We start from the raw sequence: 24,528 nt of genomic DNA, 5'->3' as shown, positions 1-24,528 counted from the left end.
GTTGAACGCGCCCGATGGTGCGTCTGGGCGGGTGGCTGCCGCGGAGCGAGGAGAGCGTGGATGTTGCCGCTTTAGCGGCTTTACATCCACGGCCTGCCCCTTGCGGGTGGGCGGCAGGCCGGGGCCTGCAACGACGAGCGACAAAGGCAGGCGCGCGACCAGGCGTGCCAGCGGGTGCGTAGTGAACCCGAGCCTGGCGGCGATCCCGATCGAAGTCTGAAGGGTCAGTATCCATGCGATATTCCATAAGGCCTTGAGCGGTCAACTGTGGTTTCCAGGTTTAGCGCGCGGCCCAGTCTTCGGGGGTGTAAGTCTTCATCGACAGCGCATGGATCTCGGCATGCATGCGCGAACCGAGTGTGTCGTACACCAGCCGGTGCTGCTGGATCGTGTTCTTGCCGGCAAAGGCCGGGCTGACGATCACCGCCTGGAAATGCTGGCCATCGCCGTCCAGTTCGATATGATCGCACGGCAGTTTTTCGGTGATCCAGCCTTTGATGTCGTCGGGTGTAACCATGCTTGTCTTGCCTCGTCTTTCGCAGTACTAGTGCCTGAGCTTGTAGCCGCTCTTCAGCAGCATCAGGGTGAGCGCGGATATTGCCACAAAGCAGGCCCCGGCGACCAGCAGGCCGAGCCAGGGATCGGCATCGGACTGGCCAATAAATGCGTAGCGGAAACCGTCGATCAGGTAGAACACGGGGTTGGCGCGCGACACGGCCTGCCAGAAGGGCGGCAGCGAGTGAATCGAGTAGAACACGCCGGACAGAAAGGTGAGGGGCAGGATGAGGAAATTCTGGAACGCCGCCAGCTGGTCGTATTTTTCCGCCCAGATACCCGCCACGATGCCGACCGTGCCCATGATCGCACAGGCCAGCAACGCGTACGCCAGCAGCCAGCCCGGATGCGGCAGTTGAAATGGCGCGTACCATAGGGTCACTGCCCACACACCGAGCCCGACGATCAGCCCGCGCAGGATCGCCGCGCCCAGATAGGCCAGAAAAAATTCCAGGTAAGACAGCGGCGGCAGCAGCACGAACACGATGTTGCCCTGCATCTTCGACTGGATGAGACTGGACGAACTGTTGGAGAAGGCATTCTGCAGCATGCTCATCATCACCAGCCCCGGTACCAGGAAGCTGGTGTATGAAACGCCGGGGTAGACCTCGATACGCGTTTCAAGGGCATGCGAGAAAATCAGGAGATACAGCAGCGCCATCACCACCGGTGCGACCACGGTCTGTACCGCCACTTTCCAGAAGCGCAGGAGTTCCTTGTAGAACAGTGCCGACAGTCCGCTCATGCGCGAAAACCTTGAACCACAGAGGCACAGAGACATGGAGAAAAAGCAAAGCAGAAACTGAAATCATCAAGCATGAACACGCCTGATGACACGCACACCAAAAAGTCCTTCTCCGTGCCCCAAGGGATGCCGTCCCTGCGGAACATACCTCTGTGCCTCTGTGGTGAATGCATTTCAGAACTCATGTGCGCTTCATGATGTCGGTGAAGATATCCTCCAGATCGGGTTCCTGCAAATGCATTTCAATCACGCGCACCCCCGCGCCACGCAGGTCGGCCAGCAGGATTTCCAGTTCCGTGTATTCGCTGAAATTGACGCGCCAGCTGCCGTCCGTATTGCGCAGCAGGCGATCCTGCCAGGCGATCGGCACCTCGTCCCTGTCCAGCCGCAATTGTGCGCAATGCTCGTTGGTCAATTGCAGCAGGTTACGCGTGGTATCGCAGGCGACCACCCGCCCGCTCTTCAGCATCGCGATGCGGCCACACAGCGCCTCGGCCTCTTCCAGATAATGCGTGGTCAAGAGGACGGTATGCCCCTCGCGGTTGAGGCGACTGACAAATTCCCACAGCGAGCGGCGCAGATCGACGTCGACCCCGGCCGTCGGCTCGTCGAGTACGATGACCGGCGGCTTGTGTACCAGCGCTTGCGCCACCAGCAGTCGCCGCTTCATGCCCCCCGACAGGTTCTGCGTATTCTTGTCGGCGTGCTGGACAAGATCGAGGTGATGCATGATCTCGTCGATCCAGTCGTCGTTGTGCCTGAGGCCAAAGTAGCTGGATTGGATGTGCAGGGTTTCTCGCACGTTGAAGAAGGGGTCGTAGACGAGTTCCTGCGGCACCACGCCCAGCGCGCGCCGCGACTGGCGGTAGTCCCGTACCACATCGTGGCCCATGATGGCAGCGTGGCCGGAATCGGCGCGAGTAAGGCCGGCAAGGACGGAAATCAGAGTGGTCTTGCCGGCGCCGTTGGGGCCCAAGAGCCCGAAAAATTCGCCCGGCTGGATGTCGAGCGAGACGCCGTCGAGCGCCTGGGTGGCGCCAAAGCGCTTGTGCAGATCGCCGACATGGATCGCGGGACGTGCCTGGCTCATGCGGGCAACAGTTCGGATACTCCGTACAACTCGGCCAGGGTGGTGAAACTGGCCGGCAAGCCGGTGCAGGCCAGCGTGCGGCCTGCCTGCCGGGCTTGTCGCATGGCGCTGAAGATGAGGGTGAGCGCAGCCGAATCGGCGGTTTCGACGCCGCTGAAGTCCAGCATGTCGATGCCTTGTGCAAGCTGCGGCTGCAATTCGCGCAGCAGGCTGCCGACGCTGTCGACGGTCACCGCGCCGGTGATGCGACAGCGTGTTCCCTCACATGCAATCATGAGCCGCTGCGCGGAACCGGCGTGGCCTCACCGCGCGTCGACTGGGCCGCCAGGGTTTTGATCAAGCCGTCTATCCCGCTTTGACGGATGGTGCTGGCGAAGGAGGCCCGGTAATTGGTCACCAGACTGACGCCGTCGATCGTCACATCGTAAACTTTCCAGCCGAAGGCCGTTTTGTAAAAGCTGTAGTTGATGGGGATCGGTTGCCCGCCCGGCTGACGGATTTCGGAACGCACGGTCACATCGGTGTCGTCCGGCTTCATCGCCAGCGGCTTGAATTCGATGACCTCGTCGGTGAACGCGGTGAGCGAACTGGAATAGGTGCGCACCAGCAGGTTGCGGAATTCGGTCACCAACGATTGTTTCTGCGCGGCCGTGGCACGTGGCCAGTGCTTGCCGAGGGCCAGCTGGGTCATGCGGTTGAAGTCGAAGTTGGGCAGGATTTTGGCTTCGACCAGCTGATGTACCTTGGCTGGATTACCGCGCTGAAGCTCCTTGTCCTGTTTCAGGATGGTAATGACTTCCTGCGTGGTGGTACGCGTCAGCACGTCGGGCGGGGGTTCGACGGCCAGCGCCGCCGGGGCATTGGCCCCCAGCAGTAACGCTAGCAGCAGTAAAAATGAGCGCAGCATAATAGGAGTTCCTGTTCGAGAAAATCGGAGGCATCAATCGGGCAAAGGTAAGGCGTAGACGCCCGCTGTCTACCAGAGTTCGCCCGTCAGGCGCGCCAGCTGCGCCACGTTCATGTTGTAGTCGTTGATCGTGCGCAAATACTCGGTCTGCGCCAGGGCATAGTTTTTGATCGCGTCGGCCACCTTGTCGGCGCTTTCGAGCCCGGCCGAAAAATCGGCCAGCGATGCCACCATCCAGCGCCGCGCCGCTGCCGCGCCTTCGGCCAGATCGCGTTGCGAATCATAGTTGGCGCGGGCATTGGCATAGGCCTCACCTACTTCATACGGAATGCCGGCCACCGCAAAAGCTTTTTTGTGGTTGAGCGCTTCCAGCTCGGCCTGCGCCTGATCGACGCGGGCACTCGCCGCTCCGAACACGCTGTCCCATTTCACCCCGACCACCGGGGTGAGGCCGCCGCCATTGAAGGGGTCATTGAGGTAGGGGTTGTCCAGCCGCTCGCGCTGCGAGGCATAGTTGAATTGCCCGATCACGCCGGCGTAGACGTCCGGCATGCGGTCGGCCTTTTTGGCGGCCACCAGGGCACGACGGGTGCGCAGCCCCGCTTCGAGCTGCTGCATTTCGGGACGCTCAAGCAGGGCGCGCGACTGCAGGCCGGCCAGATCGATCTGCGGGAAGGCTACCGGCTCGATGCGTTCGTCGGCCACCGCGAGATCGGACTTCAGACCGGCGCCGGTCAGCACCTTCAGGCCGTCGAGGCTGATTTTCTCGACCGCGCGCGACTGGTGCACATACTTGGCCAGCATGCCTTTTGCAGTTTGCAGCGCATACAGGTCGGATTGCCTGGATTCGCCGGTTTCTTCCTTGAGATTGCGCTCGACCGATTCGATGGCCTGATGCATCCGCTCCTGCATGTCTTCCAGAAAAACCCGGACATCGCGTGCGGTCAGATAGCCGAAGTAGGCGCGCTTGGTGTCGTATACCGTGTCGCCGCGCGTCTGCTTGAGCTCGCCGCGCTTGAGGTCGACATTGCCCTGCGCGGCCTCGCCGTAACGTTCGATCTTGCCGAAGGTATAGAGCGGCTTGATCAGCGCGAAGTCGAGGTGGGTCCAGTCGGAAACGCCGTTCCAATCGTCTCCGGAAGAGTTCAGTGTGCAGGGTGGCGTGTTGCAGGTATTGTTGTCACCGCCCTGATTCTGAAAAAAGCCGCCATCGGCCTTGGGTGCCAGCCCGACAAAGGCGTTGGCGCTGACCCGCCAGCCGCCGTTGCCCTGCACTTCCTGCAGCATGCCGCGCGCGGCTTCGACCACCTGTTCGCGCTCCTTGATGCGGGGATCGGCGGCGAGGCTCATTTGAACGGCCTGCTGCAGGTTAATGGTTTCCGCCTGTCCGGGCAGCGCGGCCAGAAGCATTCCGGCTGCCAGCAACATGCGCGTGACTGGGTTGAATCGGGTTGTGGCAAATTTCATTGTGGCGCTCCTTCCTGAGCTTGGCCGTACATAAACCGTCCGATCAGATTCTCCAGCACCACGGCCGATTGGGTGATGAAAATCTGATCCTGGTTCTTCAACATCCGGCTGTCGCCCCCCGCTTCCAGCCCGATATACTGCTCGCCCAGCAAGCCCGAGGTCAGGATGGCGGCGGAGGTGTCCTTGGGAAAAGCATAGCGGTTATCCAGCCGAAGGGTAACGGCGGCTTCGTAAGTCTCATTGTCAAAACGGATATCCGCCACCCTGCCCACCACTACCCCAGCGCTTTTAATCGGTGCACGTGGCTTGAGTCCGCCGATGTTGTCGAAGCGGGCAACCACTTCGTAGCTGCTCGACACGCTGACGGCACTCGTGCTGCCGACCTTGAACGCCAGGAACAGCAGCGCGGCGACGCCTGCGATGACGAATAATCCCACCCAGAGATCGAGTATGGTTCTGTTCATTTAATTGAATCCCCGAAACATGAATGCGGTCAAAACGAAGTCTAGCGCCAGCACGACCAGGCTTGATGTCACCACGGTGCGCGTGGTGGCGCCCGACACGCCTTCGGCGGTCGGTGGCGCATCGTAGCCTTCGAACAGCGCGATGGTGGTGATGGCGACGCCAAACACCACGCTCTTGATGACGCCGTTGAGGATGTCCTGCTCGAAGTCGACTGCGCTCTTCATCTGCGACCAGAACGCGCCTTCATCGACGCCGATCAACTGCACGCCGACCAGATAGCCGCCGAAAACTCCCATGGCCGAGAACAGCGCCGCCAAAAGCGGCATCGAGATCACCCCGGCCCAAAAGCGCGGCGCTACCACACGGGCGATCGGATCGACCGCCATCATTTCCATCGCCGACAGCTGCTCGGTCGCCTTCATCAGACCGATCTCCGCGGTGATGGCCGAGCCGGCGCGGCTGGCGAACAGCAGCGCCGCCACCACCGGCCCCAGTTCGCGCACCAGCGACAGCGCCACCAGGATGCCCAGCGCCTCTTCCGCGCCGTAGGTCAGCAGCGTCTCGTAGCCCTGCAGGCCGAGCACCATGCCGACGAACAGCCCCGACACCAGGATGATGATGAGCGAGAGCACGCCGGTGAAGTACATCTCGCGGATGGTCAGCCCGAAGCGGCGGAATGCGGTGCCCGAGTGCAGCAGCACCGCCACAAAGAAGCGGGCCGCAAAGCCGATGCGCCAGACGACCTGGATGGCGCGGTTTCCCAGATTTTCAATCGATCGCTTAAGCACGCTGTTTTCCCAGTCGCAAATCGTCGGCATAGGGTGGCGCCGGATAATGGAACGGCACCGGGCCATCGGCCTCGCCATGCACGAACTGGTGCACGTACGGCAAGTCGGACGCGCGGATATCCGCTGCCGTGCCTTCGGCGACGATCACGCCTTCCGAGACGAAATAAATGTAATCGACGATTTTAAGCGACTCCTGCACGTCGTGGGTCACCACCAGCGAGGTCAGCCCCAGCGTGTCGGTCAGGCGGCGGATCAGGTTGCCGGTCACGCCCAGAGAAATGGGGTCGAGCCCGGCAAACGGTTCGTCGTACATCACCAGCATGGGATCGAGCGCGATCGCACGTGCCAGCGCCACCCGCCGCGCCATGCCGCCGGACAACTCGGCCGGCATCAGCTGCGCCGCGCCGCGCAGACCCACCGCATGCAGCTTCATCAGCACCAGGTCGCGGATGGCGTATTCCGGCAAATCGGTGTGTTCGCGCAGCTGGAACGCCACGTTGTCGAACACCGAGATGTCGGTGAACAGTGCGCCGAACTGGAACAGCATGCCCATCTTGCGGCGTAGACGGTAGAGGCCGGCCTGGCCGAGCTCGCCCACCGATTGGCCCGCCACCCGCACCCGTCCCTGGCCGGGCTTGAGCTGCCCGCCAATCAGGCGCAAAAGGGTGGTTTTGCCGCAACCGCTGCTGCCCATGATGGCGATGACCTGCCCGCGCCGGGCGGTCAGGTTGACGCCCTTCAGAACCGGGCGGTCGCCATAGCCAAATTCGACACCCTCGATTTCGACCAGATTGTCGTTGTACAAGAAATCCAGCCTGTGTCTTTGTTGAGGGCTGCCATTTTACCGGAGCAAACACGTGCCACGGCAATAGCAGACGTTTTAACCCGATATTCAGTAACCCATCACCTGCTTCAGGGTATTGGCCTGTTCCAGCAAATCGGCATCGCCGCTACGGCTGAATACGAACAGGGACTCACCCGTCGTCGCCTGCTGCATGATGCGCTGCGCCAGCGCACGCAGGTCAGGCGCCTCGTCCAGCCACCAGACGTGCGCCGCTTCCCATTCCGGCGTTGCCGGCAGCACCCGCTCCGAAACGGGTTTTACCGATGCCGTCTCACCCGGTTCCAGCACAAAATAAAAGCCGTCACGGGTGTCGTGCAGCCATTGCGCCCAGGTCGCTTCGGAGGCGGCCTGCCAGACCGCTGCCGGCAGATAGACCGCCTGTAACTGCGTGTTGTAGTAAGACAACAGCCAGTCGTCCGGCAGATCCTCGGGATAAAACCCGCCCCGCCATGCGGGATGCTGCCAGCCGCTGGCACCGACCAGAACCAGTGAGGTGGATGCCATGTCGAGACGGCCGACGCTTCAGGCGCGGCGCCAGCTGGTGCCGCCCGCCCCGTCTTCCAGCACGATGCCGGCCGCCGTCAGTTCATCGCGGATGCGGTCGGAACCGGCGAAGTCGCGCGCCTGGCGCGCCGCCTGGCGCGCGGCGATCAGGGCCTCGATTTCGGCTTCGGAGAGGCCGCCGGGAGCGGTCCCAGCCTGCAGGAAGTCCGCCGTATCGCGCTGCAGCAGGCCGAGCACGCCGCCGAGGCTGCGCAGCGTCCGCGCGGCGGCGGCATCGCCCCGGTTGGCCTCGCCGGCCAGGTCGAACAGCACCGCGATCGCTTCGGGGGTATTGAAGTCGTCGTCCATCGCCGCGCGGAAGGCCGCTGCCGCAGGCTGGCTCCAGTCGGGCGCGGCCGCCGTCACGGGCGCATGCTTCAGCGCTGTATAGAGGCGGCTCAGCGCGCCTTTGGCGTCGTCCAGGTGGGCATCGGAATAGTTCAGCGGACTGCGGTAGTGCGCGCGCAGGATGAAAAAGCGCACCACCTCGGCGTCGTATTTCTCCAGCACCTCGCGGATGGTGAAGAAGTTGCCCAGCGACTTCGACATCTTTTCGTTGTCCACCCGCACGAAGCCGTTGTGCATCCAGTAATTGACGAATTTGCAGCCGTGCGCGCCTTCGGACTGGGCGATTTCGTTTTCGTGATGCGGAAACTGCAGGTCCTGGCCGCCGCCGTGGATGTCGAAATGCTTGCCGAGCAGATCGGCACTCATCGCCGAGCATTCGATGTGCCAGCCGGGCCGCCCCGCGCCCCAGGGGGACTCCCACGCCGGCTCACCCGGCTTGGCGGCTTTCCACAGCACGAAATCCATCGGGTCGCGCTTATTGGGGTCGACCCCCACGCGCTCGCCCGCGCGCAGCTCGTCGAGGCTTTTGCCGGACAGGCGGCCATATTCGGGGAACGCCCGCACGCTGTAATAGACGTCGCCGTTGGGCGCCGGATAGGCCAGGTCGTTCTGGATCAGTTGCCCGATCAGCGCCAGCATCTGCGCCACATATTCGGTGGCGCGCGGCTCGTGGTCGGGCGGCAGCACGCCGAGCGCGCGCTCGTCTTCGTGCATCGCGGCGATGAAGCGCCCGGTCAGCGCGGCCGGGGTTTCGCCGTTGTCCGCAGCGCGCTTGATGATCTTGTCGTCGATGTCGGTGATGTTGCGCACGTACTCGACCCGATAGCCGCTTGCACGCAGCCAGCGCGTCACCATGTCGAACACCACGAACACCCGCGCGTGTCCCAGATGGCACAGGTCGTAAACGGTCATGCCGCAGACGTACATGCGGACCTGGCCGGGGATGAGCGGAACGAATTCTTCCTTGGTGCGGGTAAGGGAGTTGGTGATGTGCAGCATGGTGCGGATTCGGGCCAAGGGCGAAATGACGGGGAGAGGAATGGGGCGGGGTGACGATTGATGAAACATCCGGGCTAAAATGCCGGCTTATCCGGGATGATCCGAGCATATCACATGGCTTTACCACGTTTTTTCGCTGCTGTTGTCGCCTGTGCCCTCCTCGCCGGCACCCCTGTTCTGGCCGATGAAATCCAGGACATCGACCGGCAATACCGCGAGGGCGACCTGTCCGCTGCGCTCGACCGCACCGACCGCTTCCTGCTCCAAAACCCGCAGGATGCGCAGGCGCGCTTCCTGAAAGGCCTGATCATCGCCGACCAGGGCAAGACAAATGACGCCATCGCCGTATTTAACGGGCTGACCGAGGACTATCCCGAACTGCCCGAGCCCTACAACAACCTGGCCGTGCTCTACGCCTCGCAAGGCCAGTACGAAGCGGCCAAAAACGCGCTGGAAATGGCGATCCGCGCCCATCCCGGCTACGCCACCGCGCACGAAAACCTCGGCGACATCCATGCCAAAATGGCAGCGATCGCGTATGACAAGGCACTGGCGCTGGACAGCGCCAACACGACTGCGAAAGCCAAGCTCACGCTGATCCGGAACATGCTGGGGGAGCCGCCGGACAAGCCGGCAACGGCCAAGTCCCTGCCGGATCCCGGGCAGCCCGCGCCGGCCAGATAACGCCCGCGCCGGCGCCGCAACAACGGCCGCCGGAATATCATTCACCTCAACGTTCCTTAGGACACACACATGGTCAAGCTGCACACCAACCACGGCATCATCACCCTTGAACTCGACGCCGAGAAAGCGCCGAAAACGGTGGAAAATTTTCTGCAATACGTGCGCGACGGGTTTTTCGACGGCACGATTTTCCATCGCGTGATTGACGGCTTCATGATCCAGGGCGGCGGTTTCGAGCCCGGCATGACGCAGAAGCCCACCCGTGGCCCGATCGAGAACGAAGCCGGCAACGGCCTGAAGAACGAGGCCTACACTGTCGCTATGGCGCGCACCTCCGACCCCGCTTCGGCCACCGCGCAGTTCTTCATCAACATCGCCAGCAACAGCTTCCTCAACTTCACTTCGCCCACGCCGCAGGGCTACGGCTATGCCGTGTTCGGCAAGGTCGTCGAAGGCACCGACGTGGTCGACAAGATCAAGAAGCTGAAAACCGGCAACCGCGCCGGGCACCAGGACGTGCCGCTGGAAGACGTGGTCATCACCCAGGCGGAAATCGTCTGAAGACGAACCCGCCTTCGCCGGGAACGACAGGCCGCACCTTTTTCGTTGCCGACCTGCATCTAACCGACGAACGCCCGGTCGCCACCGGGCGTTTTTTTCGCTTTCTGCAGCAAGACGTTGCCGGGGCGGATGCGCTCTACATCCTCGGCGACCTGTTCGATGCCTGGGTCGGCGACGACCACGACGCGCAGGTGGCGCACGATGCCGCCCGCCAGATAAAATCCCTCGTCGATGCAGGCACGCCGGTGTATTTCATGCACGGCAACCGCGACTTCATGCTGGCCGCGCGCTATGCCGCGCAGTCCGGCATGACGCTGCTGGCCGACCCCACGCGCATCGACCTGTACGGCACGCCGACGCTGCTGATGCACGGCGATACGCTATGCACCGACGACACTGCCTATCAGACGTTCCGCCGCCGCGTGCGGCACCCACTGACGCTGGCGCTGCTGCGCCGCCTGCCGCTGGCGCTGCGCCACCGCCTGGCACGCCGAGCGCGGGCAGGCAGCGAATCGGCCAAGGCCGGCAAGGCGGCCGAAATCATGGATGTAAATGCCGATGCAGTGGCGCAGGTGCTGCGCGCGCAGCAGGTCAGCCGCCTGATCCACGGCCATACCCATCGTCCGGCGCAGCATCGCCATGCGGTCGACGGGCAGAACTGCGAGCGCTGGGTGGTGCCGGACTGGTATGCCCGCTGGGGCTATGTGGCGTGTGATGCCACAGGCTGCGTGCTCAGGATCGAGGATTTATGACGGCGCGTCGATCGCCGTTATGCCGTCGGGCACGCGGAACAGTTCGGGATTCAGCGGTTGCCGGATTTCGCTCTCGAATGTGCGCGACCGACCGGTGAACTCGCGCTCATCGAGCGGCAGCCCAAGCGTGAGCGTGTCGCCCGAATTCCATACCTGATTCGCCAGATCGCAGTCGTGTTGCATGCCCGGTGGCGAATCCTTCCATACCCGGTATTGTGTCGCGGCCAGGATGGCTTTCAGCTCGGTCATCGCGCGCGCCGCATCCATGGCATGCTTGGCGGCAACGCCTTCGCTGCACACCACGCCCTTGACGGTCAGGGTGAAGTGACGGCCGCCGCGCTCGGCCTTGCCTGCTTCGAGCCGTGGCGTCCAGCCGGCGGGTTTCGGCGGCAGTTTGCCGGGGGCGAACACCATCGCCAGCCTGTTCTCGTGCATCACGTTGATGACCACACGTCGCCGTCGGTCCAGCAGGATGAAATCTCCTTCGTCCTCGCCGCTATCCATGCGCATGAACTCGGGAGTGACCAGAATGCGCGTCGAATAAGGCGGATCACCCGGATCCTGATCGACATAACGCAGTACCGTCATATCGGCCGCCTGTGCAAATCCCGCACACAGCGCAAGGAGCCCGAACAGCGTTTTCATTACGCCAGCCCGCGCGCCAGGTCGGTCTGGATGTCGGCCACCGATTCCAGCCCCACCGCAACACGCAGCAACCCGTCACCGATGCCCGCCGCCACACGCTGTTCCGGCGTCATACGACTGTGTGTGGTCGACGCAGGATGGGTGATCGTGGATTTGGTGTCGCCCAGGTTGGCGGTGATCGACAGCAACTTCGTCGCGTCGATCAGCTTCCATGCGGCCGCCTGGCCGCCCTTCAGCTCGAACGCGACGATGCCGCCGCCGGTCTTCTGCTGCGCCATCGCGAGTTGATGCTGCGGGTGCGACGGCAGGCCGGGATACCACACGCGCGACACCTGCGGCTGCGCCTCCAGCCATTGCGCCAGCGCCAGCGCGTTCTTCGAATGTGCCTCCATGCGCAGCGCGAGCGTCTCCATGCCCTTCAGGATCACCCAGGCGTTGAACGCGGACAGCGTCGGCCCGGCAGTGCGCAGGAAGGTGTAGACGCCTTCCATCAGCGCCCGGCTGCCGAGCACCGCACCGCCGAGCACCCTGCCCTGGCCGTCGAGATATTTGGTGGCGGAATGGATCACGATGTCGGCACCGAGTTCCAGCGGCTGTTGCAGCGCCGGCGAGCAGAAGCAGTTGTCGACCGCGAGCCATGCGCCGGCATCGTGCGCGATGTCCGCCAGCGCGCGGATGTCGCTCACCTCGGTGAGCGGGTTCGACGGCGACTCGACGAAGAAGAGTTTCGTGTTCGGCTTCACCGCCGCCCGCCATTCCGCCGGGTCGGTCGGCGAGACGTAGGTCGTTTCGATGCCGAAGCGGCCGAGAATATTGGAAAACAGCTGCACGGTCGAGCCGAAAATCGAGCGCGACGCGACGACGTGTTCGCCCGCCTTCATCAAGCCCATCACGGTCGCCAGGATCGACGCCATGCCCGATGCGAACGCCACGCAGCGTTCGGCGCCTTCAAGCGCGGCGAGCCGCGTTTCCATCATGCTGACGGTGGGGTTGGTGAAGCGCGCGTAGATCGGCCCGGGCTGCTCGCCTTTGAAGCGTGCCGCCGCTTCGGCCGCATTGGCGAACACGAAGCTGGAGGTGAGGAACAGCGCCTCCGAGTGTTCGTTGAACTGGCTGCGCAACGTACCGGCGCGCACCGCCAGGGTTTCGAGGTCGTATTCGTCGTTGTTCATGTCTGGTCCCAAAATAAAAAACCCCGAACGGCCGCGCGGTTCGGGGTTTCCCTGGTAACGCTTTAGCCGGATTTATCAAGCGCCCGCAAGCTGAAGCTCAAATCGGCGCCAGGATCAATTTACGCCCGGCGCCGGACACGGTCAACCGTTATTCGTCGCCAGGTTGAGGTCGAGTTGCTGGGTTGACAGCGCCGCCAGCGGCGGCGTTTCACCGTTGCGCACGGCCTCGACGTAATTAAGGTACTCCGGGGTGACGTCGCCGGTGATGTAGCGGCCGTCGAAGCACGAAGTGTCGAAGTCGGTAATCGCAGGGTTGCCCGCGCGCACCACGTTGACCATGGCGTCAAGATCCTGATAGATCATCGCATCGCAACCGATTTCGAGCGCGATTTCCCGATCGGTGCGGCCGTTGGCAATCAGCTCGTCGCGCGTCGGCATGTCGATGCCGTAGACGTTGGAGAAACGTACCGGCGGCGAGGCCGAAGCGAAATACACGTTCTTGGCGCCGGCGTCGCGCGCCATCTGCACGATCTCGCGGCTGGTGGTGCCGCGCACGATGGAGTCGTCGACCAGCAGCACGTTCTGGCCCTTGAATTCTTCGCCGATGGCGTTGAGTTTCTGCCGCACCGATTTTTTGCGCAACGCCTGTCCCGGCATGATGAAGGTGCGGCCAATGTAGCGGTTCTTGATGAAGCCTTCGCGGTACGGCACGTTGAGGTGGTTGGCCAGCTGCAGCGCAGAAGGCCGGCTGGTATCGGGAATCGGGATCACCACGTCGATTTTCAGGTGCGAGAACTCGCGCTTGATCTTTTCGGCCAGCGAGACCCCCATGGCGAGCCGCGTGTTGTAGACCGAAATGCCATCCATCACCGAATCGGGACGCGCGAGATACACATACTCGAAAATGCAGGGGTTCAACACCGCCTTGTCGCTGCAGACGCGGCTGTGCAGCTTGCGCTGGTAATCGATGAACACCGCTTCGCCCGGTGCGACGTCGCGCAGCAGCCGAAAGCCCAGCGTATCGATCGCCACGCTTTCCGACGCGACGATGTATTCGTGCGGCATGACCTGGTCGTTGATGCCGATCACCAGCGGCCGGATGCCGTACGGGTCGCGGAACGCCAGTAATCCGTAGCCGGCGATGAAGGCCGTCACCGCATAGGCCCCCTTGCAACGCGCATGTACGCCTGCCACCGCACCAAAGATCGTATCCAGGTCCAGCTGTCGTCCCGAAGCGCGCACCTGCAATTCATGCGCCAGCACATTCAGCAGCACCTCGGAATCCGAATTGGTGTTGACATGGCGCAGGTCGGTGCGGAACAGGGATTCCTTCAGTTCGTGGGTGTTGGTGAGGTTGCCGTTATGTCCGAGGACGATGCCATACGGCGAATTCACGTAGAACGGCTGCGATTCGGCCGACGACGACGCGCTGCCCGCAGTGGGGTAGCGCACGTGGGCCACCCCCATGTCGCCCAGCAGGCTGCGCATGTCGCGGGTGCGGAACACGTCGCGCGCCAGCCCCGGCCCCTTGTGCAGGTGAAAGCGGCTTTCCTCCGCCGTCACGATCCCGGCAGCATCCTGGCCGCGATGCTGCAATACCATCAGGCCGTCGTACAGGAACTGATTGGCCGCCGTGTTGGCAACAACTCCGATTACCCCGCACATGCTGCGCACCTATCCATAAAAATCACTCGAAACGAATGTATTTCGTCACGTCTGCCGGCAGCAGCGGCAAGCTGAGCTGCGCCATCGCCTGCAGGCTGTTCGACAGCCTGGCCTGTTTCCAGAAGTCGGTGCGCGGCAACGAGGTCAGCCCGGCGGCCAGCGTCAGGCCGATCAGGATCACCAGCCCCTTGCCCAGCCCCAGCACCCCGCCCAGCACCTTGTCGGCACTGCCCAGCCCGACTGCCTTGACCAGTGAAGCCAGCGCATGCCCCAGCAGCAACACGCCGATCAGCACCAGCAGAAAAACCACCGCAAAGCCGGCGAAATAACGGATCGCCGGGTTTTCGATGCCGATCGGCAGCAGCGGCGCCACCATCAATGCGCCCCACTTGCCCAGCACGAACGCCAGCACCCAGGCCGCCAACGAAAACAGCGTGTCGACCATGCCGCGCACCAGGCCGCGCACCACGGCGAAGATCAGCACCAGCAGCACGATGAGGTCGAGCATGCTCATTTTGCAAGGATCTGCCCGGACATGCCGTTTTCGGCCAGCTTCACCGCGGCCGCCACGGCGGCTTCACGCGACGGATAGGGCCCCACCCGCACGCGCGTCAAGGCTCCTACCTTGTCCGTGTAGGCCGGCAACCCGGCCGCGGTGGCGCGCGCCTTGAGGGCCTGGGCCTTGGCGGCATCGGACAGGGCGGCCAGTTGCACCACAAAAGCCTCGGCGGCGGCAGGCTTGGCCTGCGGCGCAGGCGTCGCAGCGGGCTGGGGGGACGCGGATACAGGTTTGACCGGTGCAGGTTTGACCGGCTCAGGTTTGGGTGGTTCAGGCTTGAGGGCGGGCTTGGCAGGCTCAACCGGCGGCGCGGGTTGCGCAGGGGGCGGCGTGGACAGTTCGTCGGGCGCGCCGGCCGGATCCGGCTGCGCCGCCTGATCGGGCGATGCGGCCGCCATGTGCACCGCCAGCGAACTCGCCGGCGGGGGCTCGTCTTCCAGCAGCAGCGGCAGCACAATCACCGCCAGCAGGGTCAGCGCAACCGCGCCAATCAGGCGCCGCCGGGCAAGGCGTTTGAGATCGTTTTCACTGCTGGGTGGCGGCATGGTCGAGGACGGCGGCAACGGTATAGAACGAACCGAAGACGAGAATTCTATCACCTTCGTGCGCCGCGCTTCGCGCCTCCGCAAGCGCCGTGTTCACATCCGGCTGCACGCTGACCGGTGCACGGCCAGCATGCGCCCGCAGCAGGGTGGCCAGCGCCGCGGCATCCTGCGCGCGCGGCGAGTCGGGCGCGCATGTCCACCACGCATCGATCTCACCGCGTAATGCGGCGAACACCCCACCCGCGTCCTTGTCGGCCAGCATCCCCACCACCGCCAGCGTGCGCCCGGCCACCGGCCGCTCGCGCAGGGTGGCGGCAAGCGCCCGCGCCGCTTCCGGATTGTGCGCCACGTCGAGAATGACATCGGGCGCGCGGGCAATGCGCTGGAACCGCCCCGGCACACATGCCTGGGCCAGCCCCTGGCGGGTCGCCGCCTCGCTCACCGGCAGGCGGGCACGCACGGCCTCCAGCGCCGCCAGCGCCCCGGCCGCATTGCGCAGCTGAAATGCCCCCGCCATGGCAGGCAGCGGCAGCGCCGGCCAGACGATGGCCTGACCGCGGTAGGTCCACTGGCCGCCCTCGCGCTGCGCGGAAAAGTCGCGCTCGACGCAGCGCAGATCGGCGCCGATCTGCCGGGCATGATCGAGCAGGCTGGCGGGCGGCGCAGGGTCGGTGCAGATGGCGGGGCGGCCCGCACGATAGATCCCGGCTTTCTCGAAGCCGATCTGCTCGCGGGTATCGCCCAGATAATCCATGTGGTCGAGGTCGACGCCGGTGACGATCGCCACCGCGGCATCGAACACGTTCACTGCGTCGAGCCGCCCGCCGAGGCCGACTTCAAGGATTGCTACATCGACGCCGGCGTCGATGAACTGCGCCATCGCGCCCAAGGTGCCGAATTCGAAATAGGTCAGCGAGATGTCGCCGCGCGCGGCGTCGATTTTTTCAAACGCCGCGACCAGGTCGGCGTCGTTCACCTCGCTGCCGGCGATCCTGACCCGCTCGTTGTAGCGCAAAAAATGCGGCGAGGTGTAAAGGCCGGTCTTGTAACCGGCGGCGCCGAGGATGGCTTCCAGATAGGCGCAGGTGGAACCCTTGCCATTGGTGCCGCCAACGAGGATAAGCGGGAAGGCCGGATCGAGTCCCAGCGCATCCTTGACGCGTCGAACCCGGTCGAGCCCCAGTTCGATGGTGCTGGGATGAAGGCGCTCGAGCCGTTCCAGCCAGCCAGCGAGGGAAAATCCAGGGAAGTGCTGAACAATTCCGTCATCGCGAGGCGCGCCATTAGCCGCGAGGCCACTGGCCGTGGCGGGACGTGGCGACCCGGAAACCCTTGATTTCTCCGACATTCTGGATTGCTTCGCTTCGCTCGCAATGACGGGAATTTATTTATCCAGCTGTTTCCCCTAGGCCGCCAGCGCGGGCCGCCCCATCATCATCGCCAGCGTGGCGGCGAGCTCGTCGCGCATCTGGCGGCGGTCGATGATGCGGTCGACGGCGCCCTTCTCGACCAGGAACTCGGCGCGCTGAAAACCTTCCGGCAGCGTCTCGCGCACGGTCTGCTCGATCACGCGCGGGCCGGCGAAGCCGATCAGCGCATTGGGCTCGGCCACGACAAGGTCGCCCAGCATGGCGAAACTGGCCGACACGCCGCCCATGGTGGGGTCGGTCAGCACCGAGATGAAGGGCAGCCGGTTGCGCGACAACTGCGTCAGCGCGGCTGAGGTCTTGGCCATCTGCATCAGCGAAAACAGGCCTTCCTGCATGCGCGCGCCGCCGCTGGCGGCAAAGCAGACGAAGGCCGAGTTCGACTCGATCGCGGCTTCCACGCCGAGGACAAAACGCTCACCCACCACCGAGCCCATCGAGCCACCCATGAACTTGAACTCGAACGCCGCCGCCACCACCGGCACGGCCTTGACGCTGCCTCCCAGCACCACCAGCGCATCGGTTTCCGAGGTGCCCGCCTGGGCTTCTTTCAGACGGTCGGAATATTTTTTGCCGTCCTTGAATTTCAGCGGATCGAGCGGTGTCACCTGCGCGCCGATCTCGTGCTGGCCCTCGGCATCCAGCAGCATGGCCAGCCGTGCGCGGGCGCCGATACGGTGGTGGTGACCGCACTTGGGGCACACCTCCAGATTGCTTTCGAGGTCGGCACGGTAGAGCACTTCGTTGCAGGCCGGGCACTTCGACCACAGCCCTTCCGGCATCGATTTGCGCGCTTCCACCCGGCGCTTGATTTTCGGCGGCAGTATTTTCTGGAACCAGCTCATGTTTTTCTCCGTTTATCCTTGAAACCGCAGTTGAACCACAGAGGCGCAGAGCGCACAGGGGAAAAACAACACCTTGCATGGGTTTAGTGCGCCCACCCGATGGGTGAAGGCGGGTTGATAAACAACCCATTGATTCCCTGCCGTTCTCCGTGCCTCTGTGCCTCTGTGGTGGGGGTTTTCAGGTTTATTTCGATGCAGCGTCGACGCCGCGGCGCAACCCGGCCACCAGATGCCCGACGCGGCTGGCGCACGCACCTTCCGGCGCGGATTCGATCTCGCTCACGATGCGGCTGCCCACTACCACGGCGTCGGCAATCCGCGCCACCGCCTCGGCGGTGGCCGCGTCGCGGATGCCGAAGCCCACGCCGACCGGCAGGCTGCAATGCTTGCGGATCATGGCGATTTTCTGCGCCACTTCATCCATATCGAGGTTGGCCGAGCCGGTCACCCCCTTGAGCGAGACGTAATAAATGAAGCCGCCCGCAACCGCTGCCACCTGCTCCACCCGCGATTCCGGCGTGGTCGGCGACAGCAGGAAAATCGGGTCGAGCCCGTGTGCCTTGAAAACGTCCGAAACCCCCGCCGATTCCTCCGGCGGAATGTCCACCGTCAGCACGCCGTCCACCCCGGCCGCCTTCGCCGCCAGGGCAAAGGTTTCGTAGCCCATGTGCTCGATCGGGTTGGCATAGCCCATCAGCACCACCGGCGTCGTCGTGTTGGTCTTGCGGAATTCCGCCGTCATCGCCAGCACATCTTTGAGCCCAACCTTGTTCGCCAGCGCCCGCTCGGACGCCCGCTGGATCACCGGCCCGTCGGCCATCGGGTCGGAAAACGGCACCCCGAGCTCGACCATGTCCGCCCCCGCCTCCACCAGCGCGTGCATCAATGGCACCGTCAGCCCCTTGCCGGGATCGCCGGCGGTGATGAAGGGAATGAGGGCTTTCTTGTTGTGCGCCTTCAGCGCGATAAAGGTCTGGCCGATTCGGCTCATGGTTCAGTCTTCTAAAAAATAGCTCGATTAAATTAATCTAATCCGCGGATTGTTCATTAGGCGATTTGTCGCATGCAGGGTGCACTTCGTGCACCGTTTGATGCCTGAGAGTGAACGGAGTGCACCCTACTCCAAGCATCATCACACCCTAATGAACAATTACGGTAATGCTGGGTTCAATAACGTAATCCCCCACACCTTCGCCATTTCAAGCTTCAAGCGCCCGCGCGGTTCCGGAATGGGCCGTCCGTCAAATCATCAAAAGTCCATCCTTACAGCGTAATCCCAGACAGCTTCGCCACGGTGTCGATGTCCTTGTCGCCGCGCCCGGAAAGATTCACCAGGATGATCTGGTCTTTCTTCATCGTCGGCGCGAGCTTCTTGGCCTGGGCGACGGCGTGGCTGGATTCGAGCGCGGGGATGATGCCTTCGAAGCGGCACAGGTCGTGGAAGGCGGCCATGGCCTCATCGTCGTTGATGGCGACGTATTCGGCACGGCCGGCGTCCTTGAGCCACGAGTGTTCCGGCCCGACACCGGGGTAGTCAAGGCCGGCAGAGATCGAGTGGGTTTCGATGATCTGGCCGTTTTCGTCCTGCATCAGGTAACTGCGAAAACCGTGCAGCACGCCTGGCGTGCCTGCATTCAGCGGTGCGGCATGTTTTCCGCTGGCGATGCCGGAACCGCCCGCTTCGACGCCGATCAGCCGCACGCCGTCATGCGGGATGTAAGGATGAAAAATGCCGATGGCATTCGAGCCGCCGCCGACGCAGGCGATCACCGCATCGGGCTGGCGGCCGGTGAGCTCGGGCATCTGGGTGAGGCATTCGCGGCCGATCACGCACTGGAAGTCGCGCACCAGCATGGGATACGGGTGCGGGCCGGCGGCGGTGCCGAGGATGTAGAAGGTCGACTCGACGTTGGTGACCCAGTCGCGCATTGCTTCGTTGAGCGCGTCCTTCAGGGTCTTCGATCCGGAAGACACCGACACCACGGTGGCGCCGAGCAGTTTCATGCGAAAGACGTTGGGCGCCTGGCGGATAACGTCCTCAGCGCCCATGTAGACCACGCATTCCATGCCGTAGCGCGCGGCGACGGTGGCCGTGGCGACGCCGTGCTGGCCGGCACCGGTCTCGGCGATGACGCGCTTCTTGCCCATGCGCCGCGCCAGCAGCGCCTGCCCGATGGTGTTGTTGATTTTGTGCGCGCCGGTGTGGTTGAGGTCTTCGCGCTTGAGATAGATCTGCGCGCCGCCGTACTGCTCGGAAAGCCGTTTGGCGTGATACACCGGGCTGGGACGCCCGACGTAGTGCTTCAGTTCGTATTCGAATTCGGCGATGAAGGCGGGATCGTTGCGCGCCTTGTCATACTCGACGCGCAGTTCTTCCAGCGCCGCCATCAGGGTTTCGGCGACGAAAATGCCGCCGTAGGGGCCGAAGTGGCCGCGGGAGTCGGGGAGGTCTGTCAGCTTCATCATGCCGTTTTCGCTTTCGCTATGAATTGCGCAATCTTGTGCGCGTCCTTGATGCCTTTTGTTGCCTCGACGCCGGAGGACACGTCCACCGCCCACGGGCGCACGCGCTGCACCGCTTCGGCGACGTTGTCCGGCGTCAGTCCGCCCGACAGGATGACCGGCGTGGGCAGGGCCGGCGGGATCAAGCTCCAGTCGAAGCGTTCGCCGGTGCCGCCCGGCATGCCGGGCACCCAGGCGTCGAGCAGCAATCCGCGCGCGGCATCGAAGTCAGCCGCGCATTTTAGCAAATCCGACTCCCGATTCACGCGCACCGCCTTGATATAGGGCCGCCCGAAGCGCGCGCAGTCGGCCGGCGTCTCGTCGCCATGAAACTGCAGCAAGTCGAGCGGAACTGCCTGCAGCACCGCTTCGACGAATGCCGGCTCGGCGTTGACGAACAGCCCGATCCCCTGCACGAACGGCGGCAGTTCGCGCAGCAGCACGGCGGCGGCGGCAATGCTCAGGTGGCGCGGGCTTTTCTCGTAGAACACGAAACCCAGCGCGTCCGCCCCGGCGTCGCAGGCGGCATGCAGGTCCTGCAGTCGGGTGATGCCGCAGATTTTTACGCGTACAGCCATCGGTCGGAGGTTTCCGGCAAGCCAAAGTGCGCAGGATACCGGATGTGGGTGAGATACAGTCCGGCGCCGTCGAAGGTGGGCGCGGCGAGCGTGCGATCGCGGCCGGTCAGGATCCCGCTCAGCCATTCGGGCGGCTGGCTGCCAGCGCCGACCTGGACGAGACAACCCATGAGGTTGCGCACCATGTGGTGCAGGAAGCCGTCGGCATGGAAGTCGCATAAAAGATAATCGCCGCGCCGCTCGACCTGCGCCAGCCGCAGGTCCTTGACCGGCGATTTGGCCTGGCATGCGGCGGCACGAAAGGCGGAAAAATCGTGCTGTCCGATCAGATGCGCCGCGGCCAGGTTCATCGCGGCGGCATCGAGCGGGCGGTGATACCAGCCGATCAGTCCGCGGTTGATTGCGGGGCGCACCGGGTGGTTCAGCAGCACGTAGCGGTAGCCGCGATGGGTGGCGGCAAACCGCGCATGGAAGTCCTCGCTGGCTTCGCGCGCCCACAGTACGGCCACGCCCGCCGGCAGATGGCTGTTGACGCCGCGCACCCAAGCGGTCAGCGGGCGGTTTGCCGCGGTGTCGAAATGCACCACCTGCAGCGCGGCATGGACGCCGGTGTCGGTGCGTCCGGCAGCGATAATGCCTGTTTTTTCACCGGCGATGACGGCCACCGCGGCTTCCAGCGCATCCTGCACACCGCAGCCCTGCGACTGCGACTGCCAGCCGCAAAAACCGACGCCGCAATATTCCAGTCCCAATACGATTCTCATACCAAAACGACGACGAGCAACAGGAGCAAGCCCGCAAGTATGACGGCGCTGTCGCAGCCTTGCCAGCGTTCGGTGTGCAGGGTGTAGGTGGTGGGCGCCGCATCGTCCGGCAGCGGCGCGCGCAGCGCATCCAGCCAGCGCGCCGGTTTGGGTGCGTGTTCGACATAATCCAGGGTCAGCCCCAGGCGCACGGCAAAGGCGCGGCGGTCGAAGCCGAGCCAGGCCAGCGGCCGGGCCAGCGCGTACAAGCCGTAAATCAGGCGGGGGCGGGACGTATAGGCCAGCAGCACCGCCAGCCCGGCCAGCAGCAGCACCAGCCGCCCGACGCGCAGCGCGCCTTGGACCAGCCCCTCCACACTGGGGCTGGCCCATCCCAGCGACGGCCACAGCGGGATTCCCGGCAGGCTATAGGCATAGGTGAGCAGCAACACCGCCATCAGCCAGCGAGTGCGGCGCAGCAGGCGCCAGCCTTCATGACGGGCCGGCGCAAACAGAAAGGCCGTCGCAGCGGCGACGGCCAGGATCATCAGCGGAGACAGCGCAGCGCGTTCCACCGCCACGGCCCAGCCGCACCACAGAAGGATACGGGCAGCCGGATGGGGGCATGCAGGACTGGGAATACGCCTAACCCAGCGAGCTCAACATGCCTTTCGCGTCGGCCTTTTGCTTGTCGCTGCCTTCGGCCAGCACTTCGTTGAGAATTTCACGTGCGCCTTCCTTGTCGCCCATTTCCACATAGGCGCGGGCAAGGTCGAGCTTGGTGCCGACGTCATCGAGCTCGAGATCGTTGCCGCCGGCCTCGCCCAGATCGAGGTCGAGACCGCTGAAATCGAATTTACTGTCCGGGCCGTTATCTTCATCCAGGCCCAGGTCGAGTTTCAGCGTGTCATCGGCCGTCGCGGGCAGATCCAGGTCAGGCAGGTCGAAGTCGAGTCCCAGGGTATCCATTTCCACGTAGCCGGCCTCGGGCGCCACGACCGCCTCGGGCTGCGTGTCGAAATTGAGCACATGACCCGCCGACTCGAATTCCAGCGGCCCATTGGCTGCCACGACCTCGGGCTCGGGCTCGGGCTCAAGTTCGGGCTCGAATGCGGCATCGATTTCAAGCGATGCCGGCGTGGATTCGTCGGCAAACGTCACCGCTCCGCCGGCCACGGCGGTAGTGGCCGCCACCGTGGCGGCCGCTGCCGCCGGCGCGGCGCTCGACTGCACGCCGCCATAGAGCGGGTTGGTCGGATCGATGCTGCGGCCCATTTCGCAAGCCTTGTCCCACAGCGGGCTCGACTTGCTGCCCAGTGCGGCATAGAGCTCGCCGGCGACCGCTTCGAACGTCACGGTGTTGTGCCGTGCGGCGTAAATCTCAAGCAGCTTGACGCGGATCTCGTGGCGGTCCGGGTTGTTGTTGATGGCTTCCTTGAGGATTTCCTCGGCCTGCGCATCGCGGCCATAGGCCATGTATACCTCGGCTTCGGCGATGGGGTCGACATCGTGGGTATCGATGGTGCCCAGGCCCGCCTGGCTGAAGTCGGTGAGGAAGGAGGTGTCGCCGGTATTGACGCTGCCACCCGATGCATCCCCAATAACGGTATTGGGCGGAATGTCGCCGCCGGTGATGAGGCTGTCGTCAAGCGCAGCACCGCTTTTCCTGCGGCGACCGCCGCCCGCCAGCATCCACCACAACACGCCGCCCAGGCCAAGCACAGACAGGCCGCCCCCCCAGTAAAGCGGGTTGGCGAGCAAGGGGTCGTACCAGTGGTCGGCAGGTTCGGATTCGGGAACGACAGGCGGCGCCGCAACGGCTGGTGCGGTCGGTGCGGGAGCCGGCGCTGCCGCAGCAGGGACAGTTGGGGCAGCAGGGGCAGCAACCGGTGCTTCAGCCTGTGCCTGCTCCTTCATCTCGACCAGCTTCTGCATGTCCTGAATCTGTTTTTCCAGCGTGGTCACGCGCTGATCCGATTCCTGCAGCGCATTTTCACGTGCGGTCGCATCCTCTTCCTGGGCGCGCAGCTTTTCCTGCAGGATACGGGTTTCGTCCGCTTTGCCGGCAGCACCGGCCGGCGGCGTAAGCTTGGACAGCTTCAGCACATCCTGCTGCGCTTCGGGCGCTGGCTTGGCACGGTCTTCCACCTTGGGCGTGATCTTGCCGCTGCTGGTCTGGTCCGCGGTGGCCTTGGCCTCGGGAGCAGCGCTTACCGCCCCGGTCAGCTTCTGGCGATAGACCCGCCAGTCTTCTGCCTGCAGCTTGAATTCACGCACCGCCTCCTGTTGTGAAATGGCGGCCACTTTTTCAACCGATGGCACCTTGAGCGTCTTGCCTGCCTTCAGGCGGTTCATGTTGCCGTCGAAAGCCTGGTCGTTCTCGCGGTAGAGCCCCAGCAAGGTCTGCTCCAGGCTGACGCCTTCGGGACGCACGCGGCTGGCAATGCCCGTCAGCGTGTCGCCCCGCTTGACCTTCATGCGATCCGGCGCCGCGGCCTGCGGGGCTGGCGTGGGCGTGGGCGTGGGCGTGGGCGTGGCAGTAGCAGCCGGAGCTTGCGGAGCCGCCGCGGGTGCGGGCTTGGCAATGGGCGTCGGGGCAACAGCCACGGGGGCCACCGTCTGGACACCGCCCATGCCAGGCGGGTCGAGCAGCATGGTGTATTCACGCACCAGCCGTCCCGAGGCCCAGCTCAGCTCGACCAGCATGTCGATGAAAGGATCGTTCACCGGGCGGCTGGAGCTGACCTTCAGCACCGCCTTGCCGTCGGGCTTCTTTGCGACCGCAAAACGAAGGGAGGACAGCACCGGAGCGAATTCGACGCGCGCATCGCGAAAGGCCTGGTCGGAAGCAAGACTGGCCGACAGGCTGTCAAGCTCGGCCTTGTCTGCCGCGAACAGTTCGATTTCCGCCGCGAGCGGTTGACCCAGCGCAGAAGTAATCGACAGCTTGCCCAACCCGGCGGCGTGCGCCATCAGCGGCATGGCGATCAGGCCTGCGGCCACCAGTTGGGTGGTGAAGCGCTTCAATTTCATCCAGTATCTCCTTGTTCGCCCCGCGTGCCGGAGCTGTTGAATCCTTGACGCCTGTATTGACGGCTC

At 64.0% G+C, this 24,528-nt stretch carries 27 protein-coding genes; 3 read left to right on the top strand and 24 right to left on the bottom strand.

Features of this window, described 5'->3' with window-relative positions; genetic code table 11:
* Positions 1-280: 280 nt before the first annotated feature.
* The 11 genes from ACZ41T_RS13210 to cysS form a co-directional block, all read right to left on the bottom strand.
* Complete coding sequence (locus tag ACZ41T_RS13210) at positions 281-517, bottom strand: BolA family protein (protein ID WP_464921843.1); 237 nt, start codon at positions 515-517, stop codon at positions 281-283.
* A 27-nt stretch (positions 518-544) separates the two neighbouring features.
* On the bottom strand, positions 545-1,300 hold the full coding sequence (locus tag ACZ41T_RS13205; RefSeq protein WP_464921842.1) for an ABC transporter permease: 756 nt from the start codon (positions 1,298-1,300) through the stop codon (positions 545-547).
* A 181-nt stretch (positions 1,301-1,481) separates the two neighbouring features.
* The gene (locus ACZ41T_RS13200; RefSeq protein ID WP_464921841.1) at positions 1,482-2,390 is read right to left on the bottom strand and encodes an ABC transporter ATP-binding protein; all 909 of its coding nucleotides are present in this window, start codon (positions 2,388-2,390) and stop codon (positions 1,482-1,484) included.
* Entirely contained in the window at positions 2,387-2,665 is a 279-nt protein-coding gene (locus tag ACZ41T_RS13195) for an STAS domain-containing protein (protein WP_464921840.1), read from the bottom strand. Before ACZ41T_RS13195 ends, ACZ41T_RS13200 begins: the two co-directional genes overlap by 4 nt.
* Positions 2,662-3,297 carry an MlaC/ttg2D family ABC transporter substrate-binding protein gene (locus ACZ41T_RS13190; protein WP_464921839.1) on the bottom strand — a complete coding sequence of 212 codons (636 nt, stop codon included), beginning with the start codon at positions 3,295-3,297 and terminating at the stop codon, positions 2,662-2,664. Before ACZ41T_RS13190 ends, ACZ41T_RS13195 begins: the two co-directional genes overlap by 4 nt.
* A 69-nt stretch (positions 3,298-3,366) precedes the next feature.
* Positions 3,367-4,764 (bottom strand): TolC family protein, encoded by a 1,398-nt coding sequence (locus tag ACZ41T_RS13185; RefSeq protein WP_464921838.1) that lies wholly within the window; start codon positions 4,762-4,764, stop codon positions 3,367-3,369.
* Positions 4,761-5,228, bottom strand: a complete 468-nt coding sequence (gene mlaD / locus ACZ41T_RS13180; RefSeq protein WP_464921837.1) for an outer membrane lipid asymmetry maintenance protein MlaD — start codon at positions 5,226-5,228, stop codon at positions 4,761-4,763. Before mlaD ends, ACZ41T_RS13185 begins: the two co-directional genes overlap by 4 nt.
* Positions 5,229-6,017, bottom strand: coding sequence for a lipid asymmetry maintenance ABC transporter permease subunit MlaE (gene mlaE / locus ACZ41T_RS13175; RefSeq protein WP_464921836.1), 789 nt, complete (start codon positions 6,015-6,017; stop codon positions 5,229-5,231). It lies immediately after the preceding gene.
* Complete coding sequence (locus tag ACZ41T_RS13170; protein WP_464921835.1) at positions 6,010-6,822, bottom strand: ABC transporter ATP-binding protein; 813 nt, start codon at positions 6,820-6,822, stop codon at positions 6,010-6,012. Before ACZ41T_RS13170 ends, mlaE begins: the two co-directional genes overlap by 8 nt.
* 87 nt (positions 6,823-6,909) lie before the next feature.
* Positions 6,910-7,365 carry a hypothetical protein gene (locus ACZ41T_RS13165; protein WP_464921834.1) on the bottom strand — a complete coding sequence of 152 codons (456 nt, stop codon included), beginning with the start codon at positions 7,363-7,365 and terminating at the stop codon, positions 6,910-6,912.
* 18 nt (positions 7,366-7,383) lie between these two features.
* Entirely contained in the window at positions 7,384-8,751 is a 1,368-nt protein-coding gene (cysS, locus tag ACZ41T_RS13160) for a cysteine--tRNA ligase (protein ID WP_464923977.1), read from the bottom strand.
* Between the two features lie 114 nt (positions 8,752-8,865).
* Here cysS and ACZ41T_RS13155 point away from each other — a divergent pair, with 114 nt between their 5' ends.
* From ACZ41T_RS13155 to ACZ41T_RS13145, 3 genes are all read left to right on the top strand, one after another.
* The gene (locus ACZ41T_RS13155) at positions 8,866-9,435 is read left to right on the top strand and encodes a tetratricopeptide repeat protein (RefSeq protein WP_464921833.1); all 570 of its coding nucleotides are present in this window, start codon (positions 8,866-8,868) and stop codon (positions 9,433-9,435) included.
* A gap of 69 nt (positions 9,436-9,504) precedes the next feature.
* Positions 9,505-9,996, top strand: a complete 492-nt coding sequence (locus ACZ41T_RS13150) for a peptidylprolyl isomerase (RefSeq protein ID WP_464921832.1) — start codon at positions 9,505-9,507, stop codon at positions 9,994-9,996.
* Positions 9,993-10,748, top strand: coding sequence for a UDP-2,3-diacylglucosamine diphosphatase (locus tag ACZ41T_RS13145; RefSeq protein WP_464923976.1), 756 nt, complete (start codon positions 9,993-9,995; stop codon positions 10,746-10,748). The genes ACZ41T_RS13150 and ACZ41T_RS13145 overlap by 4 nt, the downstream gene beginning before the upstream one ends.
* Here the strand turns inward: ACZ41T_RS13145 and ACZ41T_RS13140 are convergent.
* The 13 genes from ACZ41T_RS13140 to ACZ41T_RS13080 form a co-directional block, all read right to left on the bottom strand.
* Positions 10,743-11,393, bottom strand: a complete 651-nt coding sequence (locus ACZ41T_RS13140) for a hypothetical protein (protein WP_464921831.1) — start codon at positions 11,391-11,393, stop codon at positions 10,743-10,745. The genes ACZ41T_RS13145 and ACZ41T_RS13140 overlap by 6 nt on opposite strands.
* Positions 11,393-12,565, bottom strand: a complete 1,173-nt coding sequence (locus ACZ41T_RS13135; protein ID WP_464921830.1) for an O-succinylhomoserine sulfhydrylase — start codon at positions 12,563-12,565, stop codon at positions 11,393-11,395. Before ACZ41T_RS13135 ends, ACZ41T_RS13140 begins: the two co-directional genes overlap by 1 nt.
* Before the next feature lie 141 nt (positions 12,566-12,706).
* The gene (gene purF / locus ACZ41T_RS13130) at positions 12,707-14,230 is read right to left on the bottom strand and encodes an amidophosphoribosyltransferase (protein ID WP_464921829.1); all 1,524 of its coding nucleotides are present in this window, start codon (positions 14,228-14,230) and stop codon (positions 12,707-12,709) included.
* 22 nt (positions 14,231-14,252) lie between these two features.
* Positions 14,253-14,738, bottom strand: a complete 486-nt coding sequence (locus ACZ41T_RS13125) for a CvpA family protein (RefSeq protein WP_464921828.1) — start codon at positions 14,736-14,738, stop codon at positions 14,253-14,255.
* Between the two features lie 2 nt (positions 14,739-14,740).
* Positions 14,741-15,334 carry an SPOR domain-containing protein gene (locus tag ACZ41T_RS13120; protein ID WP_464921827.1) on the bottom strand — a complete coding sequence of 198 codons (594 nt, stop codon included), beginning with the start codon at positions 15,332-15,334 and terminating at the stop codon, positions 14,741-14,743.
* Positions 15,315-16,682 (bottom strand): bifunctional tetrahydrofolate synthase/dihydrofolate synthase, encoded by a 1,368-nt coding sequence (gene folC, locus ACZ41T_RS13115; RefSeq protein WP_464921826.1) that lies wholly within the window; start codon positions 16,680-16,682, stop codon positions 15,315-15,317. The genes ACZ41T_RS13120 and folC overlap by 20 nt, the downstream gene beginning before the upstream one ends.
* 57 nt (positions 16,683-16,739) lie before the next feature.
* Positions 16,740-17,606 (bottom strand): acetyl-CoA carboxylase, carboxyltransferase subunit beta, encoded by an 867-nt coding sequence (accD, locus tag ACZ41T_RS13110; RefSeq protein WP_464921825.1) that lies wholly within the window; start codon positions 17,604-17,606, stop codon positions 16,740-16,742.
* A 184-nt stretch (positions 17,607-17,790) separates the two neighbouring features.
* Positions 17,791-18,597: a tryptophan synthase subunit alpha gene (gene trpA / locus ACZ41T_RS13105; protein WP_464921824.1), complete on the bottom strand. Its 807-nt coding sequence runs from the start codon at positions 18,595-18,597 to the stop codon at positions 17,791-17,793.
* A gap of 272 nt (positions 18,598-18,869) precedes the next feature.
* A complete protein-coding gene (gene trpB / locus ACZ41T_RS13100; RefSeq protein WP_464923975.1) occupies positions 18,870-20,069 on the bottom strand; it encodes a tryptophan synthase subunit beta in 1,200 nt (399 codons plus the stop codon).
* Positions 20,069-20,686, bottom strand: a complete 618-nt coding sequence (locus ACZ41T_RS13095; protein ID WP_464921823.1) for a phosphoribosylanthranilate isomerase — start codon at positions 20,684-20,686, stop codon at positions 20,069-20,071. Before ACZ41T_RS13095 ends, trpB begins: the two co-directional genes overlap by 1 nt.
* Positions 20,671-21,450 (bottom strand): tRNA pseudouridine(38-40) synthase TruA, encoded by a 780-nt coding sequence (gene truA / locus ACZ41T_RS13090; RefSeq protein ID WP_464921822.1) that lies wholly within the window; start codon positions 21,448-21,450, stop codon positions 20,671-20,673. The genes ACZ41T_RS13095 and truA overlap by 16 nt, the downstream gene beginning before the upstream one ends.
* Entirely contained in the window at positions 21,447-22,010 is a 564-nt protein-coding gene (locus ACZ41T_RS13085; RefSeq protein ID WP_464921821.1) for a hypothetical protein, read from the bottom strand. The genes truA and ACZ41T_RS13085 overlap by 4 nt, the downstream gene beginning before the upstream one ends.
* A 64-nt stretch (positions 22,011-22,074) precedes the next feature.
* The gene (locus ACZ41T_RS13080) at positions 22,075-24,462 is read right to left on the bottom strand and encodes a motility hub landmark protein FimV (protein ID WP_464921820.1); all 2,388 of its coding nucleotides are present in this window, start codon (positions 24,460-24,462) and stop codon (positions 22,075-22,077) included.
* Between the last annotated feature and the right edge of the window lie 66 nt (positions 24,463-24,528).

It is taken from the genome of Thiobacillus thiophilus, assembly GCF_055378705.1.
This window is presented reverse-complemented; position numbering and strand designations above follow the sequence as displayed.

Coding starts and splice junctions, on each gene's coding strand:
- ACZ41T_RS13195 (WP_464921840.1), bottom strand. CDS start 2,665: ATGATTGCATGTGAGGGAACACGCTGTCGCATCACCGGCGCGGTGACC.
- ACZ41T_RS13095 (WP_464921823.1), bottom strand. CDS start 20,686: ATGGCTGTACGCGTAAAAATCTGCGGCATCACCCGACTGCAGGACCTG.
- folC (WP_464921826.1), bottom strand. CDS start 16,682: ATGTCGGAGAAATCAAGGGTTTCCGGGTCGCCACGTCCCGCCACGGCC.
- ACZ41T_RS13185 (WP_464921838.1), bottom strand. CDS start 4,764: ATGAAATTTGCCACAACCCGATTCAACCCAGTCACGCGCATGTTGCTG.
- ACZ41T_RS13135 (WP_464921830.1), bottom strand. CDS start 12,565: ATGAACAACGACGAATACGACCTCGAAACCCTGGCGGTGCGCGCCGGT.
- cysS (WP_464923977.1), bottom strand. CDS start 8,751: ATGCTGCACATCACCAACTCCCTTACCCGCACCAAGGAAGAATTCGTT.
- ACZ41T_RS13140 (WP_464921831.1), bottom strand. CDS start 11,393: ATGAAAACGCTGTTCGGGCTCCTTGCGCTGTGTGCGGGATTTGCACAG.
- accD (WP_464921825.1), bottom strand. CDS start 17,606: ATGAGCTGGTTCCAGAAAATACTGCCGCCGAAAATCAAGCGCCGGGTG.
- ACZ41T_RS13125 (WP_464921828.1), bottom strand. CDS start 14,738: ATGCTCGACCTCATCGTGCTGCTGGTGCTGATCTTCGCCGTGGTGCGC.
- trpB (WP_464923975.1), bottom strand. CDS start 20,069: ATGAAGCTGACAGACCTCCCCGACTCCCGCGGCCACTTCGGCCCCTAC.
- ACZ41T_RS13200 (WP_464921841.1), bottom strand. CDS start 2,390: ATGAGCCAGGCACGTCCCGCGATCCATGTCGGCGATCTGCACAAGCGC.
- truA (WP_464921822.1), bottom strand. CDS start 21,450: ATGAGAATCGTATTGGGACTGGAATATTGCGGCGTCGGTTTTTGCGGC.
- ACZ41T_RS13205 (WP_464921842.1), bottom strand. CDS start 1,300: ATGAGCGGACTGTCGGCACTGTTCTACAAGGAACTCCTGCGCTTCTGG.
- ACZ41T_RS13120 (WP_464921827.1), bottom strand. CDS start 15,334: ATGCCGCCACCCAGCAGTGAAAACGATCTCAAACGCCTTGCCCGGCGG.
- mlaD (WP_464921837.1), bottom strand. CDS start 5,228: ATGAACAGAACCATACTCGATCTCTGGGTGGGATTATTCGTCATCGCA.
- purF (WP_464921829.1), bottom strand. CDS start 14,230: ATGTGCGGGGTAATCGGAGTTGTTGCCAACACGGCGGCCAATCAGTTC.
- ACZ41T_RS13150 (WP_464921832.1), top strand. CDS start 9,505: ATGGTCAAGCTGCACACCAACCACGGCATCATCACCCTTGAACTCGAC.
- ACZ41T_RS13190 (WP_464921839.1), bottom strand. CDS start 3,297: ATGCTGCGCTCATTTTTACTGCTGCTAGCGTTACTGCTGGGGGCCAAT.
- ACZ41T_RS13080 (WP_464921820.1), bottom strand. CDS start 24,462: ATGAAATTGAAGCGCTTCACCACCCAACTGGTGGCCGCAGGCCTGATC.
- ACZ41T_RS13210 (WP_464921843.1), bottom strand. CDS start 517: ATGGTTACACCCGACGACATCAAAGGCTGGATCACCGAAAAACTGCCG.
- ACZ41T_RS13155 (WP_464921833.1), top strand. CDS start 8,866: ATGGCTTTACCACGTTTTTTCGCTGCTGTTGTCGCCTGTGCCCTCCTC.
- ACZ41T_RS13165 (WP_464921834.1), bottom strand. CDS start 7,365: ATGGCATCCACCTCACTGGTTCTGGTCGGTGCCAGCGGCTGGCAGCAT.
- trpA (WP_464921824.1), bottom strand. CDS start 18,597: ATGAGCCGAATCGGCCAGACCTTTATCGCGCTGAAGGCGCACAACAAG.